A 21,763-nucleotide genomic window follows, 5' to 3' on the forward strand; every position below is an offset into this window, starting at 1 on the left:
TGGTGGGGGTGGGGAAGTTTTCATGAAAACTTCCCCACCACCTGTCGAGATCAGCCGTGGGGGTCGAAGGGGATCCCTTCGGGCTTGGCCTTCTCCAGGTTGCCCGCGAACGCGTCGTCCTTGATGGCCAGGCTGGCGCTGCCGTAGTCGGCGGAGGTGAGCGCGTCGCGCAGACCGGTGTCCGGCCAGTTGTTCCAGCTCACCAGTGCCGGGTACTGCCAGGTGCCGTAGTGGTTCTCGGGCGCCTCGTCGGCACCGGCCAGCCGGAAGCAGTGCGTGCTCACGCCGTCCTTGTGGTAGACCACCTTGGCGTGCGTGCCCTCCCACTGGACCTGGTCGGCCGGGTAGGTCGAGTAGTCTCCGTGCGCGGAGGTCGAGACGTACTTGGCCTCGTCGTTCTGCACCCACACCACGACGTGCTCCAGGTCGTGGCGGTGCCCGCCGAGCCCGCTGCCGTCGACGGCCTGGTCCTTCTCGAAGTACAGGTCGTAGACGTAGGCGCACCACCCGTTGTTGCACTTCTCGCGCGAGTACGAGTTGGTGTTGTCAAGGTCGGACTGGTCGTGGCAGCTGCCGTTCACCGCTCCGGTGGTGTCCAGACCGGGTGCGATCGTGCCGTCGGAACCGATGGCCGGGGTGGGGTAGCAGCCGTCGCCGTCGTAGTCGAACGCGGGCTGCCACTTGGCGTCGGCTTCGGCGGCGCTGACGGGCAGCGCCGCGGGCGGATCGGCGGCCGCGATCGCCGGCGGCAGCGCCAGCAGCAGCACTCCCGCTCCGGCGATGCCGGCTGCGAGCCTCCCGGCGCGCTTTCGGTCCACTGTGGTCATGGGGCGACCGCTCCTCTCCGATGGTGAAACTGGAGCGATCATAAATGCATTGCGTTGCCGGGCAGGAGAATTCGAATTGAACAGAATTGGTCGCCAGGCGCCTGGCCTGCGATTTTCCCGTTTTCACAAATGAATTCCGGACAGGTGTGGGAAATCGTTCACAGGTGAACCGGCAGCCGCTGCACGGAATTGCTGAACAACGACGGCACCGGCAGCAGGGCGTCCTCGGCGAGCGTCAGCGACGGATACCGCGCGAACAGCGCCGACACCGCCTCGACGGCCTCCAGCCGCGCCAGGTGCGCGCCGAGGCAGAAGTGCGGCCCGCCGCCGAAGGCCAGGTGCCGCTCCGGAACGCGCGTCAGGTCGAAAACGCCGGCACCGGTGCCGTGGTGCGCAGGATCGCGCCCGACACCGCTGTAGGGCGCGATGATGGCCTCGCCGCGCGGGATCGTCACCCCGGCGACGGTGATGTCCTCCAGCGGGTAGCGGGCCGGGAAGTTCCCGATCGGCGCGTCCCAACGCAGCGTCTCCTCCACGGCCTCCGCCCACGCCCCGGCGCGAGCGAGCTCCAGCTGGTCGGGGTGGGTGAGCAGCGCGCGCGTGGTGTTGAGGATCAACGACAGCGTCGTCTCGTGCCCGGCGGTGAGCAGCAGCCACAGCGTGTCCACCAGCTCCTCGGTGCTGAGCGCGTCGGACTCACCGGCGAGCAGCAGCGCGCTGGTCAGGTCCTCGCCCGGCGATTCCCGGCGCAGTTCCACGACGTCGTTGAGCAGCCGGTGCCGATCCCGCTGGGTCGCCAGCACTTCCTCCGGCGTGGTGTCGGTGCGGAACAGGCTGTCGACGAGCGCCCGCAGTTCGGCGCGCCACTCGACCGGAACACCGACGAGCTCGCAGATCACGTGCATGGGCACCGGGTAGGCGAAGTGCGGTCTCAGGTCGACCACGTCGTCGGTCGCCTGGTGCGGCAGGTCGTCCAGCAGCCCGGCGATGACGTCGCGAACCCGAGGTCGCAGGTCTTCCACGCGTCCGCGGGTGAAATCGCGGGTGACCAGGCGGCGCAGCCGCTGGTGCTCGGCCCCGTCGGCGGTGACCATGTTCGTCACCTTGACCATGCCGATCAGCGGCCAGTCGTCGGCGATCTCGCCCTCGCGCACCGCCGTCCAGTTCCGCCAGTCCTTGCTCACCCGCGGATCGGCGACGAGCTCGGCCAGCGCGGTGTGCTCGGTGACCGCCCACGCGCGCACCCCGCCCGGCAGCAGCACCCGCACCACCGTCCCGGCCGCGCGCATCCGGGCGGCCTCGCCGTGGTGATCGGCGGCCAGCGGGTCGAGCTCGATCAGCGGAACCTCGGACATCGGCGTCCTCCAGGCGGCGAGCGATGCGCTCCATCCTGGGGCGATCGGACCGGGCTGTCGAGCTCTGTTCGAGTGACGGCTACAGCGGTGGTCCTCCCGGCCCGGCGTGGCGGGTGATGAGATCGCGGTCCTCCGGGCTGATCGCGCGCGCGTCGCGGGCGTGCGCCCAGGCGTAGGCGTCGTGCTCGGTCAAGCGCACGTGCCCGCCGCTCACGGTCACCGACCAGGTGTGCTGGCGGACGGAGCGGCCCTTGCGGTTGATGTAGTCGTGGGCGGCGAGGTAGCGGGTGAACCCGGTGACGGCCAGGCCGGTCTCCTCGTGGACCTCGCGGCGCAGCGCCGCCAGCAGGTCGGGGTCGTGCGGTTCGACCTTGCCCCCGGGCATCTCCCACACCCCGCCCCGGAACTCGTGCTTCGGGCGGCGCAGCAGCAGGGCCCGGTCGTCGCGCACGATGAGCGCGCGGACCACCTGCTGGCCGATCCCGTCGGCGGTGTCGCGGGCGAGCAGTTCGGCGAGTTGTGCGGTGTTCATCGAGTGACGGCCCCCTCAGTCCGTGCGGCTCACCGACCAGTTTGGCGGCCCGCAGGCGAAAACGCCCCCCGATGCCGGGAAATCGTCACGACCGGGTTATCCGAGCCGCGTCTTGCGCTCCCGCACCTCGTCGAGGTGGCCGCGCAGGTACTCGGCCGCGCGCTCGCGCTCCCCGGACTCCAGCAGGTCGAGCAGTTCCAGGTGCTCGCGGGCCTGGTGCACCAAGCGCTGCCGGTCGGCCTGGTGGCGGTACTCCACCAGGCGACGCACGCGGTTGACCCGGCGCACCGACTCCAGCAGGTAGGTGTTGCCCGCGCAACCCACCAGCATCTCGTGGAACTCGGCGTTGACCCGGAACAGCTCGCCGCGCGGCAGCAGCAGCGCGTCACCGCGCAGCAGCGTCTCCTGCTGCTTGCGGTGCAGCGCGAAGGTCTCGGCGTCGACGGTGAAGCCGGGTTCGAGCAGCGCCGCCGGTTCGACGATCATGCGGAACCGGTAGCTCTGGTCGTGCGCCTCGGCGGTCGAGAGCACCTGCTGGAACTCCCAGCCCCGGCCGGAGCGGCGTCGGATCAGGTCCTCGCGCTCCATGCGGGCCAGCACCCGCTCGGCCTGCCGGGGGCTCAGGTCGTAGCTGCGGGCGACGTCGGCGGTGGTGAACTCGTCGGCGAACCGGCCGGTGAGGTAGTCGTCGCCGAGGCTGAAGTAGGCGCGCTCCTCGACGTCGTCGTCGGCGGAGAGCTCGACGTGGGCGAGTTCGGAGGCCGAGCGGTTCAGGAAGTAGCCGCGGTTGGGCTCGCGCACCAGCAGCCCGAGCTCGGCCAGGTAGGCGAGCGCCTTGCGGACCGGCGAGCGGGAGACGTCCAGCGAGTCGGCCACCCACTGCTCGCGCACGTGCGCGCCCCGGTCCAGCTCGGCTCGCCGGACCAGGTCGATGACCTGCATCGCGATGGTGGGCGCCATGCCTTCCCTCCTGTGGCTTCGTGCCGCCATGCTAGCCGCGCCGCCGCGGGGGGCCGCGACGGCGCGGCCGAGCTCACGCGGTCTTCGCGCGGCGGCGCAGCAGCAGGGTCACCACCACGGCCGCGGCCAGCACGGCGTAGAGGGCGGCGGCGATCGGGCTGCTGATCAGCACCGTCGGATCGCCCTGACCCAGTGCCATCGCGCGGCGCAGCTCCCGTTCGGCCAGCGGCCCGAGGATCACCCCGATCAGCACCGGTGCCAGCGGAACTCCGTTGCGGCGCAGCAGGAAGCTGAGCAGGCCCACCGCGTAGACCAGGATCACGTCGGAGATCGCCAGCTTCGCCGCGTAGGCGCCGAGCGTGGCGAAGACCGCGATCGAGGCGTAGAGGTAGTGCTGCGGGATCTTCAGCAGCCGCGCCCACACCGGGGCGAACGGCAGGTTGAGCGCCAGCAGCAGCACGTTGCCGATGAACAGGCTCGCCAGCAGGGCCCACACCAGCTCGCCCTCGTCGGAGAACAGCAGCGGACCCGGCTGCATCCCGTACTGCTGGAAGGCGCCGAGCATGACCGCCGTGGTCGCCGAGGTCGGCAGACCCAGCCCGAGCAGCGGCACCAGCGAGACGGCAGTGGTGGAGTTGTTGGCGGCCTCCGGTGCGGCCACGCCCTCGATCGCGCCCGCGCCGAACTCCGAGCGTCCGCGCCGCGCGGCCAACCGGCGCTCCAGGCCCAGCGACAGGAACGTGGGGATTTCCGAGCCACCGGCGGGGATCGCGCCGAACGGCAGCCCGATGCCGGTGCCGCGCAACCACGGCAGCAGCGACCGCCGCACGTCCGAGCGGCCCAGCCAGGGCTTGCCGGTGCTGATGTCCTGCAGGCGCTGGGAATCGCGGCCGCGCGCGGCCACGTGCAGCACCTCGCCGATCGCGAGCATGCCGACGGTCACCACGACGACGCTGATGCCGTCGAGCAGCGCGTCGGAACCGAGCGTGTACCGGGCAACGCCGGTCTGCTGGTCGATGCCCACGACTCCGAGCGCCAGGCCGAGACCCAGCGCGGTGAGCCCGCGCACCGCCGAGTCGGCGACCACCGCGGCGGTGGCCACGAACGCGAACACGGCGAGCGCGAAGTACTCGGCCGGGCCGAAGCGCAGCGCGAAGTCCACCAGGTAGGGGGCGCAGAACACGACCGCCACGCAGGCGATGGTGCCGCCGACGAACGAGCCGATCGCGGCGGTGGCCAGCGCTTGCGGGGCACGGCCCTTTCGAGCCATGAGGAAACCCTCGAACGCGGTGGCCATCGACGACGACTGACCGGGGGTGTTGAGCAGGATCGCGGTGGTGGATCCGCCGAACTGGCCGCCGAAGTAGACCCCGGCGAGCATGATGAACGCGCCGGTGGGTTCGAGCTTGAACGTCAGCGGCACCAGCATCGCCACCGCCATCGAGCTGCCCAAACCCGGCAGCACGCCCACTGCCGTGCCCAGCACGACGCCGATCAGGCACAGCAGCAGGTTCAGCGGGGTGAGGGCGTCGGCGAATCCGGCCAGCAACTGGCCGAAGGTCTCGGTCACGACGCCTCCAGCAGCAGTCCGACGGGCAGGGACACGCCGAGCCCGGCGGAGAAGCCGAACTGCACGGCGCAGGAGAACACCGCGGCGACGCCGAGGTCGAACAGCGCCCGGGTGCTGCCGACCGCCCGCGCGATGCCCCAGAACAGGGCGATCCCGGCGGGAATCCAGCCGACGAGCCACAGCAGCACGACGTGCGCGGCCAGCGTGGCCACCACGAGACCGAAAGACCGCCACTCCGAACCGGTCTCGGTCGCCGGGGTGGAGCGGTCGAACAGCAGCAGGACGCCGAGTACCAGCAGCGCGCCGCCGACGCCGATCGGGAACCACTGCGGGCCGAGGTAGCCGATGTTGAGCGGCAGGTCCAGGCCGAACCCGCCGAGGACCAGTCCGGCGCCGACGAGCAGGACCAGCGCGGGCAGCACGAGTCGGCCCAGGTCGCGGGCCGGTGGTGCCGTTGTCGTCATGACAGCCCCAATCTCGAGGTGATGGCGCGGACGTTCTCGGTGTCCTGACGCAGGAACCGCTGGAACTCCGGACCGGTTTGGAAGGCGTCGATCCAGTTGTTGCGCTCCAGCGCGTCCCGCCACTGCGGGGTGGCGGTCAGCTCGCGGACGTAGTCCTGGATCCGCTCCTCGTCGGCCTCGTCGAGACCGGGCGCGGCGGTCAGGCCGCGCCAGTTCGACATCGCGATGTCGATGCCCTGCTCGCGCAACGTGGGTGTGCCCGGGAGGTCGCCGGAGCGCTCGGGTGCGCCGACACCGAGAGCGCGCAGCTCGCCGGTCTCGACCTAGTCGCTGATCTCGTTGGTGTTGGCCACGCCGACGTCGAGGTGCCCGCCGAGCAGCGAGGCCACCATCTCCCCACCGCCGGAGTGGGCGATGTAGTTGAGGTCCGACGGCCCGACCCCGGCCGCGCCCGCCAGCGACCCGGCCAGCAGGTGGTCGAGGCTGCCGATCGAGCCGCCGCCGACGGCCACGGCCCCGGGATCGGTGCGCCAGCGCTGCACGAGGTCGGCGGTGGTGCGCAGCGGCGAGTTCGCGGGCACCACGATCGCGTCGAAGTCCTCGGTGATCTTGGCGATCGGGGTGGTGTCCTGGACGGTGGCGGGGGAGCCGTTGATCTCGACCGCGCCGAGCATGGTCGTGCCGGTGAGCATCAGCGTGTTGGTGTCGCCGGGCTGGTTGACCAGGCGCGCCAGTCCGATGGTGCCGCCGGCCCCTTCGACGTTGAGGACCTCGCCGGTGCCGGTGAGGTCGTTGGCCTGGGCGGCGTTCTGGAGTTCGCGGGCGGTGGTGTCCCAGCCGCCGCCGGGCGCGGCGGGGGCGATGATCCGCAGCTTGTCGTGCATCCCGGCGCTGGGCCGGGCGGCCTCGTACGCCTCGCCGACACCGGCGCCGACCAGCAGCAGGCTCGCCGCCGCGACACCGATGCGGGCGAGGGTTCGGCGGGCGGTCACGCCACCACCTCCTGGCCGGGGGTGGGATGCCGGGAACGATCCGCGCTGATCGTCATGCTCCGCTCCTCAAGTCGGGAGAGATTGTCGCGAAGTGCGGAACGGAACAATACGAAGGTCGTCAGCACGAAGTCAACAGCCTTCCAGCATTGATTGTTCGAATAAGCATGTTGATACAATTGACTCATGGTCTCGACGTTCCCCCAGGTCACGCTCGCCGCAGGCGGGCGGTCGCACCGGTACCTGCCGCTGTCCCACCTGCTGCCGCACGACCGGCTCGCCGCGATCCCCTACGCCGCGCGGATCCTGCTGGAGAACGTCGCGCGGCGGGCCCCGGAGGTGCTGCCCGCGGCGCTGGAGCGCGCCACCGGGCGCGGCCCGGACTGCGAGATCCCCGTGCACCCGAACCGGATCATGCTGCACGACACGACCTGCCTGCCCGCTCTCGCCGACTTCGCCGGGATGCGCGACGCGGTGGCCGAGCTCGGTGGCGACCCGGCCGCCGTCGGGCCGACCATCCCGGTGGACCTGACCGTCGACCACTCGGTGATCGTCGAGGACTACGGCACGCGAACGGCCCTGGAGAACAACCTCGCCATCGACTTCCGCCGCAACCGCGAGCGGTACGAGTTCATCAAGTGGGCTCAGGGGAGCCTGCAGAACTTCCGGGTCGTGCCCCCGGCGACCGGCATCATCCACCAGGTCAACATGGAATCGCTGGCCCGCGTGGTGTGGGACGACGACGGCGTGCTGCACCCCGACCTGCTGGTGGCCACCGACAGCCACACCCCGATGATCAACGCGCTCGGCGTGGTCGGCTGGGGCGTCGGCGGGCTGCAGGCCCAGGCGGCGATGGTCGGCGAACCCGTCGTCATCCCGTTCCCGAAGGTCGTGGGCGTGCGCCTGCTCGGACGGCTGCGGCCGGGTGTCACCGCCACCGACCTCGCCCTGACCGTCACCGAGCTGCTGCGCGCGCACGGTGTGGTCGACAAGTTCGTCGAATTCGTCGGGCCGGGCGCCCTGCAGCTGGGGTGGGCCGCGCGGGCGGCGGTGGCGAACATGGCCCCCGAGTACGGCGCGACCTGCGCGTTCTTCCCGTTCGACGACGAGACGCTGCGCTACCTGGAGCTCACCGCCCGCGAACCCGAGCACCGCGAGGTCGTCGCCGCCTACCTGCGCGCCCAGGGGCTGTTCCGCGACGCCGACTCGCCGGAACCGGACTACGACGAGGAGCTGGAGCTCGACCTCGACGCGGTCGAGCCGAGCATGGCCGGCCCCCGGCTGCCGCACCAGCGCGTCCCGCTGTCGCAGGTGCCCGCCTCCTTCCGCGCCGAGGTGGGCGAAACCGGCTCCGCAGCAGGAGGTTTTGACGAGGAGGTGCCCGCCGGGGCGGTGGCGATCGCCTCGATCACCAGCTGCACCAACACCGCCAACCCCGACCTGATGGTGCAGGCCGGGCTGCTGGCGCGGCGGGCCGCCGAGCGCGGGCTGACCAGCAAGCCGTGGGTCAAGACCTCGCTGTCGCCCGGTTCCCGGGTGGTCGCCGACTACCTGGAGCGCGCGGGCCTGCTGGACCCGCTGCGCGCCTTGGGTTTCGACATCGCCGGGTTCGGCTGCATGACCTGCATCGGCAACTCCGGAGCGCTGCACCCGCGGATCTCGGAGCTGGTCGACGACGGGTTCACCCCGACGGCGGTGATCTCCGGCAACCGCAACTTCGGCGGCCGCATCAACCCCCAGGTCTCGCTCGCCTACCTCGCCTCACCGCCGCTGGTGGTCGCCTACGCCCTGGCCGGAACGGTGCTGCACGACCTCGACACCCCGCTGGGCACCGACGGGGACGGGGAGCCGGTGCACCTGCGGGACCTGTGGCCCTCCGACGAGGAGGTCGCCCGAGTCGTCGCCGAGTCCGTGGCGCCGGGGATGTTCCGCGCCAACACCGCGGACCTGCGCACCGGGACCCGGCACTGGCGGGAACTCCCGACCTCCGGGGGCGTGCTCTACGACTGGGACCCGGACTCGACCTACATCCGCCGCCCGCCCTACCTCACCGGCCTGCCGGCCGAACCGGAACCGCGCCAGGAGATCACTGGCGCGCGGGTCCTGCTGCTGCTCGGCGACGACGTGACCACCGACCACATCTCCCCGGCCGGGGCGATCCCGCCCGACAGCGCCGCCGGGCATTACCTGCGGGACCGGGGCGTCGAGGTGCGCGACCTCAACCAGTACTCGACCCGGCGCAGCAACCACGAGGTGATGCTGCGCGGCGGTTTCACCAACCCCACCACCCGGAACCTGCTGATCGACGGTGAGCAGCGGGGCGCGGGCGAGCAGCGGGGCGCGCTGGCCCGCGCCGCCGACGGCCGCGCGCTGCCGGTGCACGAGGCCGCCGGGACCTACCGGGTTCCGCTCGTGGTGGTGGCCGGTCGCAACTACGGCGCCGGGTCGAGCCGCGATTGGGCCGCGAAGGTCCAGGCGCTGCTGGGGGTCCGGGCGGTGATCGCCGAGAGCTTCGAGCGCATCCACCGCAGCAACCTCATCGGCATGGGCGTCCTGCCGCTGCAGCTCCCTCCGGGCACCACCGCGGGCGACCTGGCGCTGACGGGGGACGAGGAACTGGTGATCGCCGGGCTGGAGGACCTCAGCGTCGGCCTGAACCCGGTGCGGCTGACGATCAACGCCACCGCCTCGTGGGAGCTGTCGCTGCGCCTGGACACCCGCAACGAGATCGACTACCTCACCCACGGCGGCACCCTGCCGCACGTGGTGCGCCGGGTTCTCGGTCAGAGGTCCAGCACTAGCCGGTCGGACAGGGACCGCGACACGCAGGGGTAGAGCCGTCCCCCGGCGGCGCCGACCTCGTCGCGGTGGTCCGGTTCCCCGTCGAGGTAGCGCAGTTCGCAGCTGCCGCACACGCCCTCGCGGCAGCCGGAGGCGACCGGCATCCCGGCGATGCGCAGCGCTTCCAGCAGCGTGTCGCCGGGTTCGACCGGGACCGTCCTGCCGGACCGCGCGCAGACCGCCTCGAACGCGGTGTTCGGCGCGAAAGTCCTGGTGCGGGGCCGGAACCGCTCCACGTGCAGCCGCTCGGCCGGGAACACCTCCTCGGCCTCAGCCAGCATCGGTTCCGGCCCGCAGCAGTACACCACCGCCTCCGGTCCGAGCTCGGCGGCGAGTGCGGGCAGGTCCGGGCGCTCGAACCGGACCCGATCGCCGTGCTCGCGCCGCAGCTCCTCGGCGAAGGGCAGCGACCGTCCCGCGTGGACCAACCGCACGTCGGACCCCGAGGCCGCGGCGGCGTTGAGCATCGGCAGGAGCGGCGTGATGCCGATGCCTCCGGCCACGAACAGGTGCTCCCGCGCTTCGACGAGTGGGAAGGTGTTGCGCGGCAGGGAGATCTGCACGGTCCGGCCGGGCCGCAGGTGGTCGTGGACGTACTCCGAGCCGCCCCGGCTGAGCCGCTCGCGTCGCACCGCGATCCGGTAGTCCGGGCCGTCCGGGTCGCCGCACAGCGAGTACTGGCGGGTCAGCCAGTTCGGCAGCGTCAGGTCGATGTGCGCGCCCGGCTCCCACGCGGCCAAAGGTCCGCCGGTGCCGCGCAGGGTCAGCGCGACCACGCCGTCGGCGATGGGGGAGATGTCGTCGATGAGTGCCTTCTGCACCGGTGCCTCTCAGTAGAGCCGCTGGTAGCCGTGCTCCAGCATCGAGTTCAGGGTGTCGGGTTCGATGTCGAGGCCGAACTGGTCGGCGGCGATCTCGCCGGGCGACGGGATCTCCTCGGCGAGCGCCTGGCTCGCCGGGTCCCACAGCCGCGAGCGCAGCAGCGCGCGCCCGCAGTGCAGGAAGGCCTCCTCGACCCGCACCACGATCGCCAGCTGCGGCGTGCGCCCCTCGACCTGCATCCGGGCCAGGACCTCGGCGTCGTCGGTGGCGTGGGCGGACCCGTTGACCCGGGCGGTCTCCGGGAGCCCCGGGATGAAGAACAGCAGTCCCACACGGGGATTGGTGGCGAGGTTCTGGAAGGAGTCGGCGATCTGGTTGCCCGGGCGATCCGGGATGGCCAGCGTCGAGTCGTCGAGGACCTTCACGAAGCCGGGGTAGTCGCCGCGCGGCGAGCAGTCGGCGTTGCCCTGGGCGTCGGCGGTGGCCATCGACAGGAACGGCGAGTGCGCGATGAACCGCCGCAGGTGCTCGTCGAGCTCGGACTGCTTCTTGCCCCGCATCATCGCGTCCGGTTCGCCGATGCGGGCCCGGACCTCCTCGAACGGGACCTGCCGGGGTCGTTCCGGTGTCATGCGCTCCTCCTGGGTCGGCCTGGTGGACCCGACAGTAGGGTGGCCGGTGTGCGGCAGGTGGCCATCCATGACCGTGAAGCGGCCAACCCGATGCTGGTGGTCGTCGGCCAGCCCGAGCTCGACCCGGGCATGGCGGGCGAGCACCGGCACCGGCGGAACATGCTGAGCTGGGCCGAATCGGGCACCTTCGCCGTGCACGCCGGTGGCCGCGAGTGGCTCGTCCCGCCGTCCCACGGCATGTGGATGCCCGCCGGGGTGCTGCACTCGGTGGAGATCCGCCGTCCCGGCCGGGGTCGCGTGGTGATCTTCGTCGACGACCACGGCCCCACCGACTGGCGCGAACCCACCGGTGTGGCGATCACCCCGCTCATCGCGGAGCTCATCGTGCACCTCGACGAGAACCGGCGGCGCGGCCCGCTGCGCGGGCACGCCGAATCCCTGCTGCTGGGGCTGCTCGAACCCGTCCCCAACACGGTCTTCGACGTCCCGATCCCCGCCGACGACCGCGTCCGGCGCATCGCCGACGCGTTGATCGCCGAACCGGCCGACCCGCGCGACCTCGACGAGTGGGCGTTCGCGGTGAACGCGGGCGTGCGCACCATCAGCCGCCTGTTCAGCGCCGAGACGGGACTGACGTTCAACCAGTGGCGCACCCGCGTGCGCGTCCGCGCCGCGATCGGTCACCTCTCCGCGGGCGCCTCGGTCGGCACCGCCGCTCGCGCGGTCGGTTACCGGAAGCCCGCGGCCTTCGCGGAGGCGTTCCGCCGCCTCACCGGCCAGCCCCCGAGCATCTACCAGGGCGGAGCCGTCCGGTGAGGTGATCGTGCGTAGTGTTCCGTCCCGGATCGATCAGCAGCGGGAGGGAATCGGATGCCGGAGGGCTTCGCGCGCGCTCAGGACGGGACGCGGCTCGCCTACCAGGTCGGCGGTGCCGGTCCGCCGCTGGTGCTGCTGGCCGGGCAGGCCAACGATCACCGCTGGTGGGACGGCGTCCGTGAGGACTTCGAGGGCGCGCACCGCACGATCACGTTCGACCACCGGGGCACCGGTGACAGCGACAAACCCGACGAGCCCTGCTCCACACGAGGTTTCGCCTCCGACGTCGTAGCCGTCCTGGACGAGCTCGGGATCGGCTCCGCCGACGTCTACGGCACGTCGATGGGCGGGCGGATCGCGCAGTGGGTCGCCATCGACCACCCCGACCGGGTCCGCCGGCTGGTGCTCGGTTGCACCTCGCCCGGCGGCCCGCGCGCCACCGAGCGCGACGCCGACGTCCGCCGCGCCCTCGCCCAGCCCGATCCCGGTGCGGCCGAGCGAGCCCTGCTGGAGCTGATGTACAGCCCCGAGTGGCTGGCCGAGCACGACGGACCGCGCTGCGTGCTCGGCGACCCGGACATGCCGCCGCACGCCCGCCGCCACCACCTCGCGGCCAGCAACCGGCACGACGCCTGGGAGCAGCTGACCGCCATCCGCGCCCGCACGCTCGTGCTGCACGGCACCGATGACCGGATGACCCCGGCGAGCAACGCGGAGCTGATCGCCGAGCGCATCCCCGACGCCCGAGCCCGGGTGCTCCCCGGACTCCGGCACGCCTACTTCCACGAAGGCCGCCCCGCCACGAGCGAGCTGGTCCTCGACTTCCTCGCCGATCCCGACTGATGAGGACGGTGCTGATCGGCGGACGGGCGGCCAGCTAGAATTGGTGCACAAAATTGTCACCAATCTGGGGTAGGCGCAGTGACCACAGCGAAGCCGGACGACATCGGCCAGGAGACCCCGGTCGTGGACGCCATCCGCGCGGCCATCACCAGCGGGGACTTCGCGCCGAACCAGCGGCTGGTGGAGGCCGAGCTCTCCGAGCAGTTCGGCGCCAGCCGGGCCGCGGTGCGCAACGCGCTGGTGCAGCTGACCACCGAGGGCCTGGTGGAGCGCATCCAGAACCGGGGTGCGCGGGTCCGGGCGGTGTCGCTGCAGGAGGCCATCGAGATCACCGAGGTCCGGATGGTCGTCGAGGGGCTGTGCGCCGCGCGCGCGGCGCAGCGCGCCACCGAGGACGAGCACGCCGAGCTGCGCGAGATCGGCGAGCAGATGCGCCAGGCGGTCTCCTCCGGTGACGTGCTCGGCTACTCCGAGATCAACAAGCGGCTGCACGCCCTGATCCTGCGGATCAGCGGCCAGGAGATCGCCGCCGACGTCCTCGGCAGGCTGCGCGGCCAGAACGTCCGCCACCAGTTCCGCCTGGCCATGCACCCCGGCCGCCCCTCGGTGTCGCTGCCGCAGCACCTGGCCATCATCGAGGCCATCTGCGCGGGTGACGCCGACGCCGCCGAGGCCGCCATGCGCACCCACCTCGGCAGCGTCATCGAAGCACTCCCCGAAGTCGACAAAACCCAATCCCGCTTCAACGGGCTCTGAGATTCGGGGTGGTGGTGTGCTCGGCGCGCCAAGGGACGGTTTTTCCTCGAATCGGCGCCCATGATCAATGTTCGTTTTGCCCGGACGGTTTGGACTAAGGATACGTTTCAAAAGGAACGCGACCAAGGCGACCCAAGCTTCAGTAAACGCGATCCACTACGGGTACGTTTCGCAAGGCAGTGGCAATTTCTTCTGAAATTGGCGGACCGCACAACGCGAGGAGAACCACGAAACGAAGCCAATTTCTGGAGAAATTGCCACTCCGCACGCAAGCAGCTCGACCCCGCGAAGCGATCCTGAAGAACCCCGTGGGGGTGGTGCAGTTTTCATGAAAACTGTCAGACCCCTCGGGGTCTGTCTGTGGGGTGGACTCCAGGGCCATCGAGGCGGTTGAGCTGGGGTTTTGTGGTTCCGTCTTGTGGGTGGTGGGACAGTTTTCATGAAAACTTTCCCACCCCTCCGGGGTGCCTTGGGAGCGCTTCGCGGGGTGCTTGGGGTAGGTGTGGAGGGGCAATTTCGTCCGAAATTGGCTTCTTTTCGTGGTTTCCTCGCGTTGTGTGGTCTGCCAATTTCAGACGAAATTTCCCCTGCCTTGCGAAACGTATCCGTAGTGGGTCGCGTTTACCAAAGCTTGGGTCGTCTTGGTCGCGTTCCTTTCGAAACGTACGCGTAGTGGGTCGCGTTTACCGAAGCTTGGGTCGTCTTGGTTGCGTTCCTTTTGAAACGTACCCTAAAACCGTCCTGCTCCAGGAGCTGCGAAGTCCCTGGCGCCCCGGATCACGGCAGTGAGGGCGGCGTGGCCGAGGGGGTGCGCCACTGGTGGTCCGGGAGGAAGCGAACGTCGTAGCGCTCGCCGGCGGTGCCGAACCTGTGCGGCTCGGGGACGACCGGTTCCGCGGGCAGGCCGGGTTCGTCGGTGGGGGTGCCCAGGTTCTCGAAGAAGCGCTCGAACGTGCCGCTCGGTCCGGCCGCGACGCCGACGATGCGGCTGTGGTGGCGCTCGATCCGGTAGGCGTGCGGGCAGTTCTTCGGGACGAACCCGAAATCGCCCGAGGTGAGCAGCTTCTCGTGCTGCTCGCCGCCGATCTCCTCGACGAACAGCCGGATCGCGCCGTCGGTGACGAAGAAGACCTCGTAGGTGTCGGGGTGGGAATGCGCGGGGATGATGTCGCCGCGCGGGCCCTCGCAGGTGAAGAAGTTGAACGTGTTCTCGGTCTGCTCACCACCGGCGTAGATCGTGATCAGGTCCCCGAACAGGTGCGCGCGGTCGCCCTGCCCCTTCTCGATGAAGTAGGGGACCCCCGGCTCCGGCGGGATCTGCGAACGGTTCCGATAGGGCGTGGCGAACTCGATGGTCATATCGTCAAGGTACCTGACAATCCGCGAGGTGTGCACCACCCGGGCACCGAGCGTCATGGGATCGTGGTGGTCATGAACGACACCCCGCCGAACGTGCCGCAGCTGCTGGCCTCCGCCAAGCGCTGGTTCGACGACGCCCTGGAGCAGAGCATGCGGGACTCCGGCGAGCAGCCGGTGACCGTCGCGCAGGCGGCGGTGTTCGCCAACCTCGACGCCCGCGGCACGTCGGTCGCCGAGCTGGCCCGGCGCATCGGCACCACTCGGCAGTCGGTCCACCAGGCCGTCCACGGGCTCATCGCGATCGGACTGCTCGAACAGGTCGACGACCCCACCTCGGCCCGCAGCCGCCTGGTCCGCGTCACCGACGAGGGGCACCGGGTGCACAGCAAGGCGCTGAGCACCATCGACGCCATCGAACGCGAGCTCGCCACCCGCATCGGCGAGGACGCCGTCACCGCCCTGCGCACCGCCCTCGACCAGCCCTGGGGAGGCCCGCCGCTCATCCGCTGAGGTGACGCGGAGGTTCCGCGAACCGCTGCGGGACGGCACCATTGAGCCACCACCACCGCGCAGGGGCGGTTCGGCCGCCTCCGGCGCAGTTCCCGAGGAGGCTGGCATGGCCGAGTTCCCGCCCATCGCGCACGTGGCGGTCACCGTGTCCGATCTGCAGCGCAGCACGCGCTGGTACCGGGCGCTGTTCGGGTCCGAACCGGTCCTCGACGAGGACGAGACCACCGGCGGCTTCCACCACACGGTGTTCGCCCTGGCCAACGGACAGCTGTTCGGCCTGCACGCCCACCCGGGCGGCAGCGAGTGCGCGTTCGACGAGCGCCGCCCGGGACTGGACCACGTCGCCTTCGCCTGCCGCGACCGAGGTGAGCTGGAGGGCTGGTGTCACCGGCTCGACGACCTCGACATCCAGCACGGCGGCATCGTCGACGCCCACTACGGCTCCGGCGTCCAGTTCCGCGACCCCGACCACATCGCCCTGGAGTTCTTCGCCCCACCGGGCTGACCGGGGAGGGCCCCGCGGGCAGGGCCCTCCCCGGCGCCGCGGTCAGGCGGGGAGCGCCGAGTAGCCGGAGGCGTCGCCGACGCGGGTCTCGCTGCGGCGGCCGTCCAGCGACACCGGCACGTCACCCGCGACGGTCACCCGGTGCATCTTGCGGGCCAGGTCGTCGTAGTCGGCGACCGCGTAGTGCTGGGTCGCGCGGTTGTCCCAGATCGCCACGTCACCGGGCTGCCACTGCCAGCGCGCGGTGTTCTCCAGGCTCGTCACCCGGTCCTGCAGCAGCCGGAACAGCGCCTGCGATTCCGCGCTGCGCAGGCCCACGAACCGCTTCACGAAGTGCCCGAGCAGCAGGGCCCTCTCGCCGGTCTCCGGGTGCACCCGCACCACCGGGTGCTCGGTCTCGTAGAGGTCCGAGACGAACTCCTCGCGGTGCGTCTGCTGCTTGACGTCCACCCCGCCGGTCCGGGTCTCGTCGACCCGGGCGGCGTAGTCGTAGTCGTTGGTGTGCACCGCCCACAGGTCGTCGACCAGGGCCTTCAGCGGTTCCGGGAGGTCCTCGTAGGCGGCGGCCGTGTTGGCCCAGGTGGTGCTGCCGCCGTAGGCCGGAAGCTGCACCGCGCGCAGCACGCTGATCGCCGGCACCCGGTCTACGAAGGTGACGTCGGTGTGCCAGCTGTTGGCCTTCCCGTAGTCGGAGTCGATCGGCAGGATGTTGCCGATCGCGCGGCTGCGGGTCGTCGGGTGCGCCAGCGTGAGGTCGCCCAGCAGCGAGGCGAACTCCTGCTGCGAGGTTTCGTCGAGGTGGTGCTGGTCGCGGAAGAACACGACCTTGTGGGCCAGCAGCGCCGAGCGGATCTCGGCCACGGTGGACTCGTCGAGGTCACCGCCCAGGCGCACGCCGTCGATGCGGGCGCCGATGCGCGCGCCCAGCTTGACGACGTCGACGGCGGACTTCTGCTGCGGGATCGCGGTCATGACGGTTTCTCCTTCATCGGTGCGGAATCGGCGCGGGTGCGCGCCGATCGGTCAGCTGCGCCAGCGCGACAGGCGGCCCTCGACGGTGGTGAGGGCGTGGTTGAACGCGATGCCCAGCAGCGAGATCGTGACGATCCCGGCGTACATCTGCGGGACCTCGAAGTTGTACTGGGCGGCGTTGATCAGGTAGCCGAGACCGGCCTTGGCGCCGACCATCTCGGCGGCCACCAGCACCAGGATCGATCCGGCGGCGGCCAGCCGGATCCCGGTGAACACGGTCGGGACCGAGGCGGGCAGCACGACCTTGCCGAACACCGCCGCCGAGCCGAACCCGAGCGAGCGGGCCGACTTGATCAGCAGCGGGTCGACGGTGCGCACGGCGCTGATGGTGTTGAGCAGGATCGGCCACACGCAGGCGAACACGATCAGCGAGATCTTCGAGGTCTCGCCCAGGCCGAGCAGCAGCACGAACACCGGCAGCAGCGCCAGCGCGGCGGTGTTGCGGAAGACCTCCAGCAGCGGGGTCAGCAGCTCGTCGGCCGTGCGGTACCACCCGATGACGAGTCCCAGCGGGACCGCGATCAGCAGTGCGATGGCGAAACCGCTCAGCGCGCGGGCCAGGCTCGCGCCCAGGTTCTCCCACAGCTGACCGTCGAGGGCCAGCTCCAGCCAGGTGGTCGCGACCCGGCTGGCCGGGGGCAGGAAGATGCTGTCCACCAGGCCGATCCGCGGCACCAGCTCCCACAGGGCGAGGAACGCCAGGATCGCGATGGAGGAACGCGCGGCTCGGCCCGCCCGCGCGCCGGTGGTGCCGGTGGTGGGTCGGGTCGGGGTGAGCGTGTCAGCCAACGCCGATCACCTCCGGGGCGGCGTGCAGCAGCGACCAGACCCGGTGCCGGTGCTCGGCGAACTCCGGCCGGCGCAGCGCGTCCTCGCGGCTGGTGCGCTCGGCGAGGTCGATGTCGACCGTGTCCTGGACCCGCCCGGGCCGGGAGGTGAGGACGGTGACCTTGCGCCCCAGGTAGACGGCCTCGTCGATGTCGTGGGTGATGAACACGATCGTCTTGCCGGTGCGCCGCCAGATGCCCAGCAACTCCTCCTGCAGCCGCTCGCGGGTCTGGGCGTCGAGGGCGCCGAACGGCTCGTCCATCAGCAACACGTCGGGGTCGAAGGCCAGGCTGCGCGCGATGGCCACGCGTTGGCGCATCCCGCCGGAGAGCTGGTGCGGGTAGTGCCCGGCGAACTCGGAAAGCCCCACCAGGTCGAGGTATTCGCGCGCCCGCTCGCGCCGCTGGGCCCGGGGAGCGGAGTTGGCCTCCAACCCGAGCTCGACGTTGGCCTGCGCGGTGCGCCACGGCAGCAGCGCGTACTGCTGGAACACCACGCCCCGGTTCAGGCCGGGACCGGTGACCGGCTTCCCGCCGATGCGGATCTGCCCGCGCGTGGGGGAGTCGAGCCCGGCGAGCAGGTCCAGCAGCGTGGACTTGCCCGATCCGCTGGGGCCGACGATGACGGCCAGCTCGCCGGAGGCGATGTGCAGGTCGATGCCGTCGAGGGCGGTGATCTCGGAGTCGCGTCCCCGGAAGGACCGGGTGACGCCGTCGAGGACGATGTCTGTCATGGATGCCTCTTCATCTCAGGCGAACGGGTTGAACGCGTTGGTGTAGGTGCGGGAGACGTCGACGGCGCCGGGCTCGATGACCCCGGACTCGACGAGCCGGTCCAGCCAGATCGAGAACTCGCGGTCGGCGATCACCCCGCCTGGCCCGGCGACCCCGCTGGAACGCCAGTAGCGGGCGGTCGTGATGTCCTCGTTGCGGCCGCGCCGCCGGATGATGTCGGTGAACCGCGCGACGACCTCCGGGTACGGCCTGGTCTGCGACCAGCGCACCGCCTGCGCGATGCCGCCGACCAGCGTCCGGGTGGTGGTCGGGTTGGCGGCGATGAACTCCTCGCGCAGCACGTAGCAGCCCGCGCTGAAGGCTCCCAGCAGTTCGAAGTCGGTGAACAGCGGCCGGATCCCGCCGCGCGCCTCGGCCTTCTCCGAGATCGCGCCGGTCATCGTCGACACGTCGAGCTGACCGGATCGCAGCGCCTGCTCCGAGCTCACCGGCGGCACCACCACCGGCTGCACGTCGCGGATCTCGACATCGGTGAAACCGTTGCGGCGCAGGTAGATTCCCAGCACGTCCTGGTGGTGGGCGCCGACGGTGTTCATCCCGACCGCCGCGCCGCGCAGGTCGGCGGGCCCGCGCAGCGGGCTGTCGTCGAGCACGAAGTACCCGGCGTTGCTCAGCGCGTCCGAGCCGTAGTAGGAGACCACCGCGCGGATCGGGGCACCGGCGGCCACCAGCCGCAGGACGGAGCCGTTGAACGCGCCGCCGATGTCGACATCGCCGGTGACGGCGGCCTGGATGTCCTGCGGGCCGCTGGTGGTGTTGCCGATCCACTCCAGGCGGAGATCGCCGAGCAGGCCGAGATCGGCGGCGAGTTCGGGGAAGGTGACCTGGCCGGACCAGCCCTGGTAGCGCACCACCCCCGTCTCGCCGCGCGGGGCGGCGGAGGAGGCGGCGCACCCGCTGAGGAGGGTCGCGGCGGGTAATGCGGACAGACCGAGGCGCAGGAGATCGCGACGTCCCAGGGGACGCCGTGTCGAGGAAGGCACAGCTGGGGAACCCGTCTTCTAGGGGGACCGGGAGCGGGCGCGACGCATCAGCGCCGCGAAAAGCGGTGTGGTGAGGGGAAGAACGCCGCGGAGTCGGATCGGCGGCGGTGAGAGGTCAGCGACAGCGGGCGCTGGCGACGCGGAGGCAGTCCACGTAGCGGCGCTCGACGAGAGCGGTGTTCGCTGGCATGCCCTCGATAGAACCAGCGGCCGCGCGAGGGTGTCAATCACGGACCCGGCCTATCCCGCAAGGCGGGATGCCATCCCATATTGCTGGTTCAGCAAAGAACTTTGCTGATCATCGGGGTGGTCGGGCACTGTGGTGCCTGGAGGTGGTCGGAGATGGCAGAACAGGGCCTGACCAGGTATGACGTGATCGTCGTGGGAGGTGGCGCGGCGGGGTTGAACGCCGCGCTGATGCTCGGGCGCGCCCGCCGCAGCGTGCTCGTCGTCGACGGGGAGGAGCCGCGCAACGCTCCCGCCGCGCACATGCACGGGTTCCTCTCGCGGGACGGTGCCGCGCCCGGGGACGTGCTGGCGGCCGGGCGGCGCGAGGTCACCGGGTACGGAGGGAAGATCGTTGCGGGGCAGGTGATCTCGGCACGTCACGAGGGATCGGGGTTCGCGGTCGAGCTGGCCGACGGGACCCGGGCGAGCGCGCGGCGACTGCTGCTCGCGACGGGGCTGCGCGACGAGCTGCCCGACGTGCCGGGCGTGGCCGAGCGGTGGGGGCGCGACGTGCTGCACTGCCCGTACTGCCACGGCTGGGAGTTCCGCGACCAGCCGATCGGCGTGCTGGCGACGAGCCCGATGAGCGTGCACCAGGCGCTGCTGTTCCGGCAGTGGAGCGACCGGATCACGCTGCTGCTCAACGGGTCTGAGTTTCCCGGCGAGGAGGAGGCGGCGAAGCTCGCCGCGCGCGGCGTCGAGGTCGTGCCCGAGCGCGTCGAGGGCCTGGAGGTCGTCGGCGACGAGCTCGCCGGGGTCCGGCTCGCGGGCGGGCGCGTGGTGCCGCTGCGGGCGGTGGCCGTCGCGCCGCGCATGGTCGCGCGCTCCGAGCTCGCCGCCGGGCTCGGCCTGGAACCCGTTGCGCACCCCAGCGGGGGCGAGGTGCTGCCCGCCGACGCCGACGGGCGGACCGCGATCCCGGGCGTGTGGGTAGCGGGCAACAGCGCAGACCTGCGCGCCACCGTCGTCGTCGCCGCGGCCGCCGGGGCGCAGGCCGGAGGCATGATCAACGCTGAGCTGGTCGAGGAGGAGACCGCCCGAGCCGTCGCGGCGGCCGCCTTCTCACCGGAGAACGAGAACCGGACCTGCGAGGTCGCGATGGGGGAGCGGCGCCACGGACTGCCGAACGAGGAGGAATCGCGCATGAGCGCGCAGGAGTGGGACGAGCGCTACGGCGGCCAGGAGCGCCTGTTCAGCGACAACCCCAACGACGCCCTGGTCGCCGAGGTCGCCGGGACGGCACCTGGCCAGGCCCTCGACGTCGGCTGCGGGGAAGGGGGAGACGCGATCTGGCTGGCCCGCCAGGGCTGGAAGGTCACCGCCACCGACATCTCCCGCGTCGCGGTGGAACGCGGCGCGAAGATCGCCGCCGACACCGCGCCCGAGGTCGCCGACGACATCGCCTGGGTGCGGGCGGACCTGGCCGTCGAACACCCGCCGGCCCGCTCGTTCGACCTCGTCTCGGCGCAGTACTTCGCGCTGAAGAAGGACCGGGGTGAGGAACCGCTGCGCGCCCTGCTCGCCGCGGTCGCCCCCGGCGGGGTGCTGCTCTACGTCGGGCACGACCCGGCCGGGTTCCCGCCCGACGCCGAGTTCGACCCCGCCGAGTACGTGCTGCCCGGCGACGTGGCCAAGCTCCTCGACGACGACTGGCAGGTCGAGGTCGACGAGATCCGGCCGCGCACGGGTGAGGGCAAGCAGGACCACCCGCACGACGTCGTGCTCAAGGCCCGACGGGTGCGGTGATCCTCACGTCGAGCGAAGCAAGTCCCTAGGAGGCGTTGCGCAGGCTCGTGCCGGAGCGCCAGACCTCGGCGACCTCGTGGATCGGGAGGTCCAGGGCGTCGCAGAGGCCCACGACCGTGCCGAACGCCGGGGTCGGCAGCCTGCCGGACTCGATCTTGCGCAGCGTCTCCGGGGAGATCCCGGCCGCGCGGGCGGTCTCGACGAGGTCGCGGCCCGCTCGCGCGTCCCGCAGCATCTTGCCGACGCGCGCACCGGACTCGACCTGATCGGGGGTGAGGGGAAGGCGTACCACGAGGGGAAGGCTACGGTGGTATTAAAATACCCGCAAGTGCTAGCGTGGTATTAAAATACCCTCAGCAGCGAAGAAGTCG

22 protein-coding genes and 1 pseudogene are annotated in these 21,763 nt (G+C 71.2%); 7 read left to right on the top strand and 16 right to left on the bottom strand.

The annotated features are described in order from the left end of the window. Nucleotides 1-50 precede the first annotated feature (50 nt). The 8 genes and pseudogenes from QFW96_RS04310 to QFW96_RS04345 form a co-directional block, all read right to left on the bottom strand. Complete coding sequence (locus QFW96_RS04310) at nucleotides 51-827, bottom strand: NPP1 family protein (protein WP_281454198.1); 777 nt, start codon at nucleotides 825-827, stop codon at nucleotides 51-53. 158 nt (nucleotides 828-985) lie between these two features. Then, a complete protein-coding gene (locus tag QFW96_RS04315) occupies nucleotides 986-2,182 on the bottom strand; it encodes a cytochrome P450 family protein (protein ID WP_281454199.1) in 1,197 nt (398 codons plus the stop codon). 79 nt (nucleotides 2,183-2,261) lie between these two features. Beyond that, nucleotides 2,262-2,714, bottom strand: a complete 453-nt coding sequence (locus QFW96_RS04320; protein ID WP_281454200.1) for an NUDIX domain-containing protein — start codon at nucleotides 2,712-2,714, stop codon at nucleotides 2,262-2,264. A gap of 96 nt (nucleotides 2,715-2,810) precedes the next feature. Further along, nucleotides 2,811-3,674 (bottom strand): GntR family transcriptional regulator, encoded by an 864-nt coding sequence (locus QFW96_RS04325; RefSeq protein ID WP_281454201.1) that lies wholly within the window; start codon nucleotides 3,672-3,674, stop codon nucleotides 2,811-2,813. 73 nt (nucleotides 3,675-3,747) lie between these two features. After that, nucleotides 3,748-5,244, bottom strand: coding sequence for a tripartite tricarboxylate transporter permease (locus QFW96_RS04330; RefSeq protein ID WP_281454202.1), 1,497 nt, complete (start codon nucleotides 5,242-5,244; stop codon nucleotides 3,748-3,750). Further along, on the bottom strand, nucleotides 5,241-5,708 hold the full coding sequence (locus QFW96_RS04335) for a tripartite tricarboxylate transporter TctB family protein (RefSeq protein ID WP_281454203.1): 468 nt from the start codon (nucleotides 5,706-5,708) through the stop codon (nucleotides 5,241-5,243). Before QFW96_RS04335 ends, QFW96_RS04330 begins: the two co-directional genes overlap by 4 nt. Then, nucleotides 5,705-6,592: pseudogene (locus QFW96_RS04340) on the bottom strand (Bug family tripartite tricarboxylate transporter substrate binding protein). Before QFW96_RS04340 ends, QFW96_RS04335 begins: the two are co-directional and overlap by 4 nt. A gap of 104 nt (nucleotides 6,593-6,696) precedes the next feature. Then, a complete protein-coding gene (locus QFW96_RS04345) occupies nucleotides 6,697-6,885 on the bottom strand; it encodes a hypothetical protein (RefSeq protein ID WP_281454204.1) in 189 nt (62 codons plus the stop codon). On the opposite strand from QFW96_RS04345, the gene acnA reads away from it, so the two are divergent. Beyond that, nucleotides 6,884-9,532, top strand: a complete 2,649-nt coding sequence (gene acnA / locus QFW96_RS04350) for an aconitate hydratase AcnA (RefSeq protein ID WP_281454205.1) — start codon at nucleotides 6,884-6,886, stop codon at nucleotides 9,530-9,532. The two genes, QFW96_RS04345 and acnA, sit on opposite strands and share 2 nt — an antisense overlap. Here acnA and QFW96_RS04355 read toward each other — a convergent pair. Beyond that, nucleotides 9,481-10,359 carry a PDR/VanB family oxidoreductase gene (locus tag QFW96_RS04355; protein WP_281454206.1) on the bottom strand — a complete coding sequence of 293 codons (879 nt, stop codon included), beginning with the start codon at nucleotides 10,357-10,359 and terminating at the stop codon, nucleotides 9,481-9,483. The two genes, acnA and QFW96_RS04355, sit on opposite strands and share 52 nt — an antisense overlap. 9 nt (nucleotides 10,360-10,368) lie before the next feature. Next, on the bottom strand, nucleotides 10,369-10,992 hold the full coding sequence (locus QFW96_RS04360) for an MSMEG_1061 family FMN-dependent PPOX-type flavoprotein (protein WP_281454207.1): 624 nt from the start codon (nucleotides 10,990-10,992) through the stop codon (nucleotides 10,369-10,371). A 57-nt stretch (nucleotides 10,993-11,049) separates the two neighbouring features. On the opposite strand from QFW96_RS04360, the gene QFW96_RS04365 reads away from it, so the two are divergent. From QFW96_RS04365 to QFW96_RS04375, 3 genes are all read left to right on the top strand, one after another. Further along, nucleotides 11,050-11,808 (top strand): helix-turn-helix domain-containing protein, encoded by a 759-nt coding sequence (locus tag QFW96_RS04365; RefSeq protein ID WP_281454208.1) that lies wholly within the window; start codon nucleotides 11,050-11,052, stop codon nucleotides 11,806-11,808. Between the two features lie 54 nt (nucleotides 11,809-11,862). Next, complete coding sequence (locus QFW96_RS04370; RefSeq protein ID WP_281454209.1) at nucleotides 11,863-12,651, top strand: alpha/beta fold hydrolase; 789 nt, start codon at nucleotides 11,863-11,865, stop codon at nucleotides 12,649-12,651. A gap of 78 nt (nucleotides 12,652-12,729) precedes the next feature. After that, nucleotides 12,730-13,407 (top strand): GntR family transcriptional regulator, encoded by a 678-nt coding sequence (locus QFW96_RS04375; RefSeq protein WP_281454210.1) that lies wholly within the window; start codon nucleotides 12,730-12,732, stop codon nucleotides 13,405-13,407. Between the two features lie 777 nt (nucleotides 13,408-14,184). On the opposite strand, the gene QFW96_RS04380 is transcribed toward QFW96_RS04375, so the two are convergent. After that, entirely contained in the window at nucleotides 14,185-14,766 is a 582-nt protein-coding gene (locus tag QFW96_RS04380; RefSeq protein WP_281454211.1) for a quercetin 2,3-dioxygenase, read from the bottom strand. Nucleotides 14,767-14,838: 72 nt separating this feature from the next. On the opposite strand from QFW96_RS04380, the gene QFW96_RS04385 reads away from it, so the two are divergent. Together QFW96_RS04385 and QFW96_RS04390 are read left to right on the top strand one after the other, a co-directional pair. Further along, nucleotides 14,839-15,276: a MarR family winged helix-turn-helix transcriptional regulator gene (locus QFW96_RS04385; RefSeq protein WP_281454212.1), complete on the top strand. Its 438-nt coding sequence runs from the start codon at nucleotides 14,839-14,841 to the stop codon at nucleotides 15,274-15,276. Between the two features lie 106 nt (nucleotides 15,277-15,382). Next, entirely contained in the window at nucleotides 15,383-15,781 is a 399-nt protein-coding gene (locus QFW96_RS04390) for a VOC family protein (protein WP_281454213.1), read from the top strand. Nucleotides 15,782-15,823: 42 nt separating this feature from the next. Here the strand turns inward: QFW96_RS04390 and QFW96_RS04395 are convergent, their stop codons facing one another. Genes QFW96_RS04395 through QFW96_RS04410 form a run of 4 tightly spaced genes read right to left on the bottom strand, consistent with a single transcriptional unit; the run spans nucleotide 15,824 to nucleotide 19,418 of the window. Then, entirely contained in the window at nucleotides 15,824-16,753 is a 930-nt protein-coding gene (locus QFW96_RS04395) for a TauD/TfdA dioxygenase family protein (protein WP_281454214.1), read from the bottom strand. A 51-nt stretch (nucleotides 16,754-16,804) separates the two neighbouring features. Further along, nucleotides 16,805-17,602, bottom strand: coding sequence for an ABC transporter permease (locus tag QFW96_RS04400; protein WP_281454215.1), 798 nt, complete (start codon nucleotides 17,600-17,602; stop codon nucleotides 16,805-16,807). Beyond that, the gene (locus tag QFW96_RS04405; RefSeq protein WP_281454216.1) at nucleotides 17,595-18,374 is read right to left on the bottom strand and encodes an ABC transporter ATP-binding protein; all 780 of its coding nucleotides are present in this window, start codon (nucleotides 18,372-18,374) and stop codon (nucleotides 17,595-17,597) included. The genes QFW96_RS04400 and QFW96_RS04405 overlap by 8 nt, the downstream gene beginning before the upstream one ends. Before the next feature lie 15 nt (nucleotides 18,375-18,389). Then, nucleotides 18,390-19,418: an ABC transporter substrate-binding protein gene (locus QFW96_RS04410; RefSeq protein ID WP_281454217.1), complete on the bottom strand. Its 1,029-nt coding sequence runs from the start codon at nucleotides 19,416-19,418 to the stop codon at nucleotides 18,390-18,392. 342 nt (nucleotides 19,419-19,760) lie between these two features. Between QFW96_RS04410 and QFW96_RS30165 the strand changes: the two genes are divergently transcribed. Beyond that, complete coding sequence (locus QFW96_RS30165; protein WP_343231356.1) at nucleotides 19,761-21,392, top strand: FAD-dependent oxidoreductase; 1,632 nt, start codon at nucleotides 19,761-19,763, stop codon at nucleotides 21,390-21,392. Nucleotides 21,393-21,417: 25 nt separating this feature from the next. Here the strand turns inward: QFW96_RS30165 and QFW96_RS04425 are convergent, their stop codons facing one another. Further along, nucleotides 21,418-21,684: a helix-turn-helix domain-containing protein gene (locus tag QFW96_RS04425; protein WP_281454218.1), complete on the bottom strand. Its 267-nt coding sequence runs from the start codon at nucleotides 21,682-21,684 to the stop codon at nucleotides 21,418-21,420. Nucleotides 21,685-21,763 lie beyond the last annotated feature (79 nt).

This window comes from Saccharopolyspora ipomoeae (genome assembly GCF_029952525.1).
Taxonomy (GTDB): Bacteria; Actinomycetota; Actinomycetes; order Mycobacteriales; family Pseudonocardiaceae; genus Saccharopolyspora; species Saccharopolyspora ipomoeae.

Coding starts and splice junctions, on each gene's coding strand:
- QFW96_RS04310 (WP_281454198.1), bottom strand. CDS start 827: ATGACCACAGTGGACCGAAAGCGCGCCGGGAGGCTCGCAGCCGGCATC.
- QFW96_RS04315 (WP_281454199.1), bottom strand. CDS start 2,182: ATGTCCGAGGTTCCGCTGATCGAGCTCGACCCGCTGGCCGCCGATCAC.
- QFW96_RS04320 (WP_281454200.1), bottom strand. CDS start 2,714: ATGAACACCGCACAACTCGCCGAACTGCTCGCCCGCGACACCGCCGAC.
- QFW96_RS04325 (WP_281454201.1), bottom strand. CDS start 3,674: ATGGCGCCCACCATCGCGATGCAGGTCATCGACCTGGTCCGGCGAGCC.
- QFW96_RS04335 (WP_281454203.1), bottom strand. CDS start 5,708: ATGACGACAACGGCACCACCGGCCCGCGACCTGGGCCGACTCGTGCTG.
- acnA (WP_281454205.1), top strand. CDS start 6,884: ATGGTCTCGACGTTCCCCCAGGTCACGCTCGCCGCAGGCGGGCGGTCG.
- QFW96_RS04345 (WP_281454204.1), bottom strand. CDS start 6,885: ATGAGTCAATTGTATCAACATGCTTATTCGAACAATCAATGCTGGAAG.
- QFW96_RS04360 (WP_281454207.1), bottom strand. CDS start 10,992: ATGACACCGGAACGACCCCGGCAGGTCCCGTTCGAGGAGGTCCGGGCC.
- QFW96_RS04370 (WP_281454209.1), top strand. CDS start 11,863: ATGCCGGAGGGCTTCGCGCGCGCTCAGGACGGGACGCGGCTCGCCTAC.
- QFW96_RS04380 (WP_281454211.1), bottom strand. CDS start 14,766: ATGACCATCGAGTTCGCCACGCCCTATCGGAACCGTTCGCAGATCCCG.
- QFW96_RS04385 (WP_281454212.1), top strand. CDS start 14,839: ATGAACGACACCCCGCCGAACGTGCCGCAGCTGCTGGCCTCCGCCAAG.
- QFW96_RS04390 (WP_281454213.1), top strand. CDS start 15,383: ATGGCCGAGTTCCCGCCCATCGCGCACGTGGCGGTCACCGTGTCCGAT.
- QFW96_RS04395 (WP_281454214.1), bottom strand. CDS start 16,753: ATGACCGCGATCCCGCAGCAGAAGTCCGCCGTCGACGTCGTCAAGCTG.
- QFW96_RS04405 (WP_281454216.1), bottom strand. CDS start 18,374: ATGACAGACATCGTCCTCGACGGCGTCACCCGGTCCTTCCGGGGACGC.
- QFW96_RS30165 (WP_343231356.1), top strand. CDS start 19,761: ATGGCAGAACAGGGCCTGACCAGGTATGACGTGATCGTCGTGGGAGGT.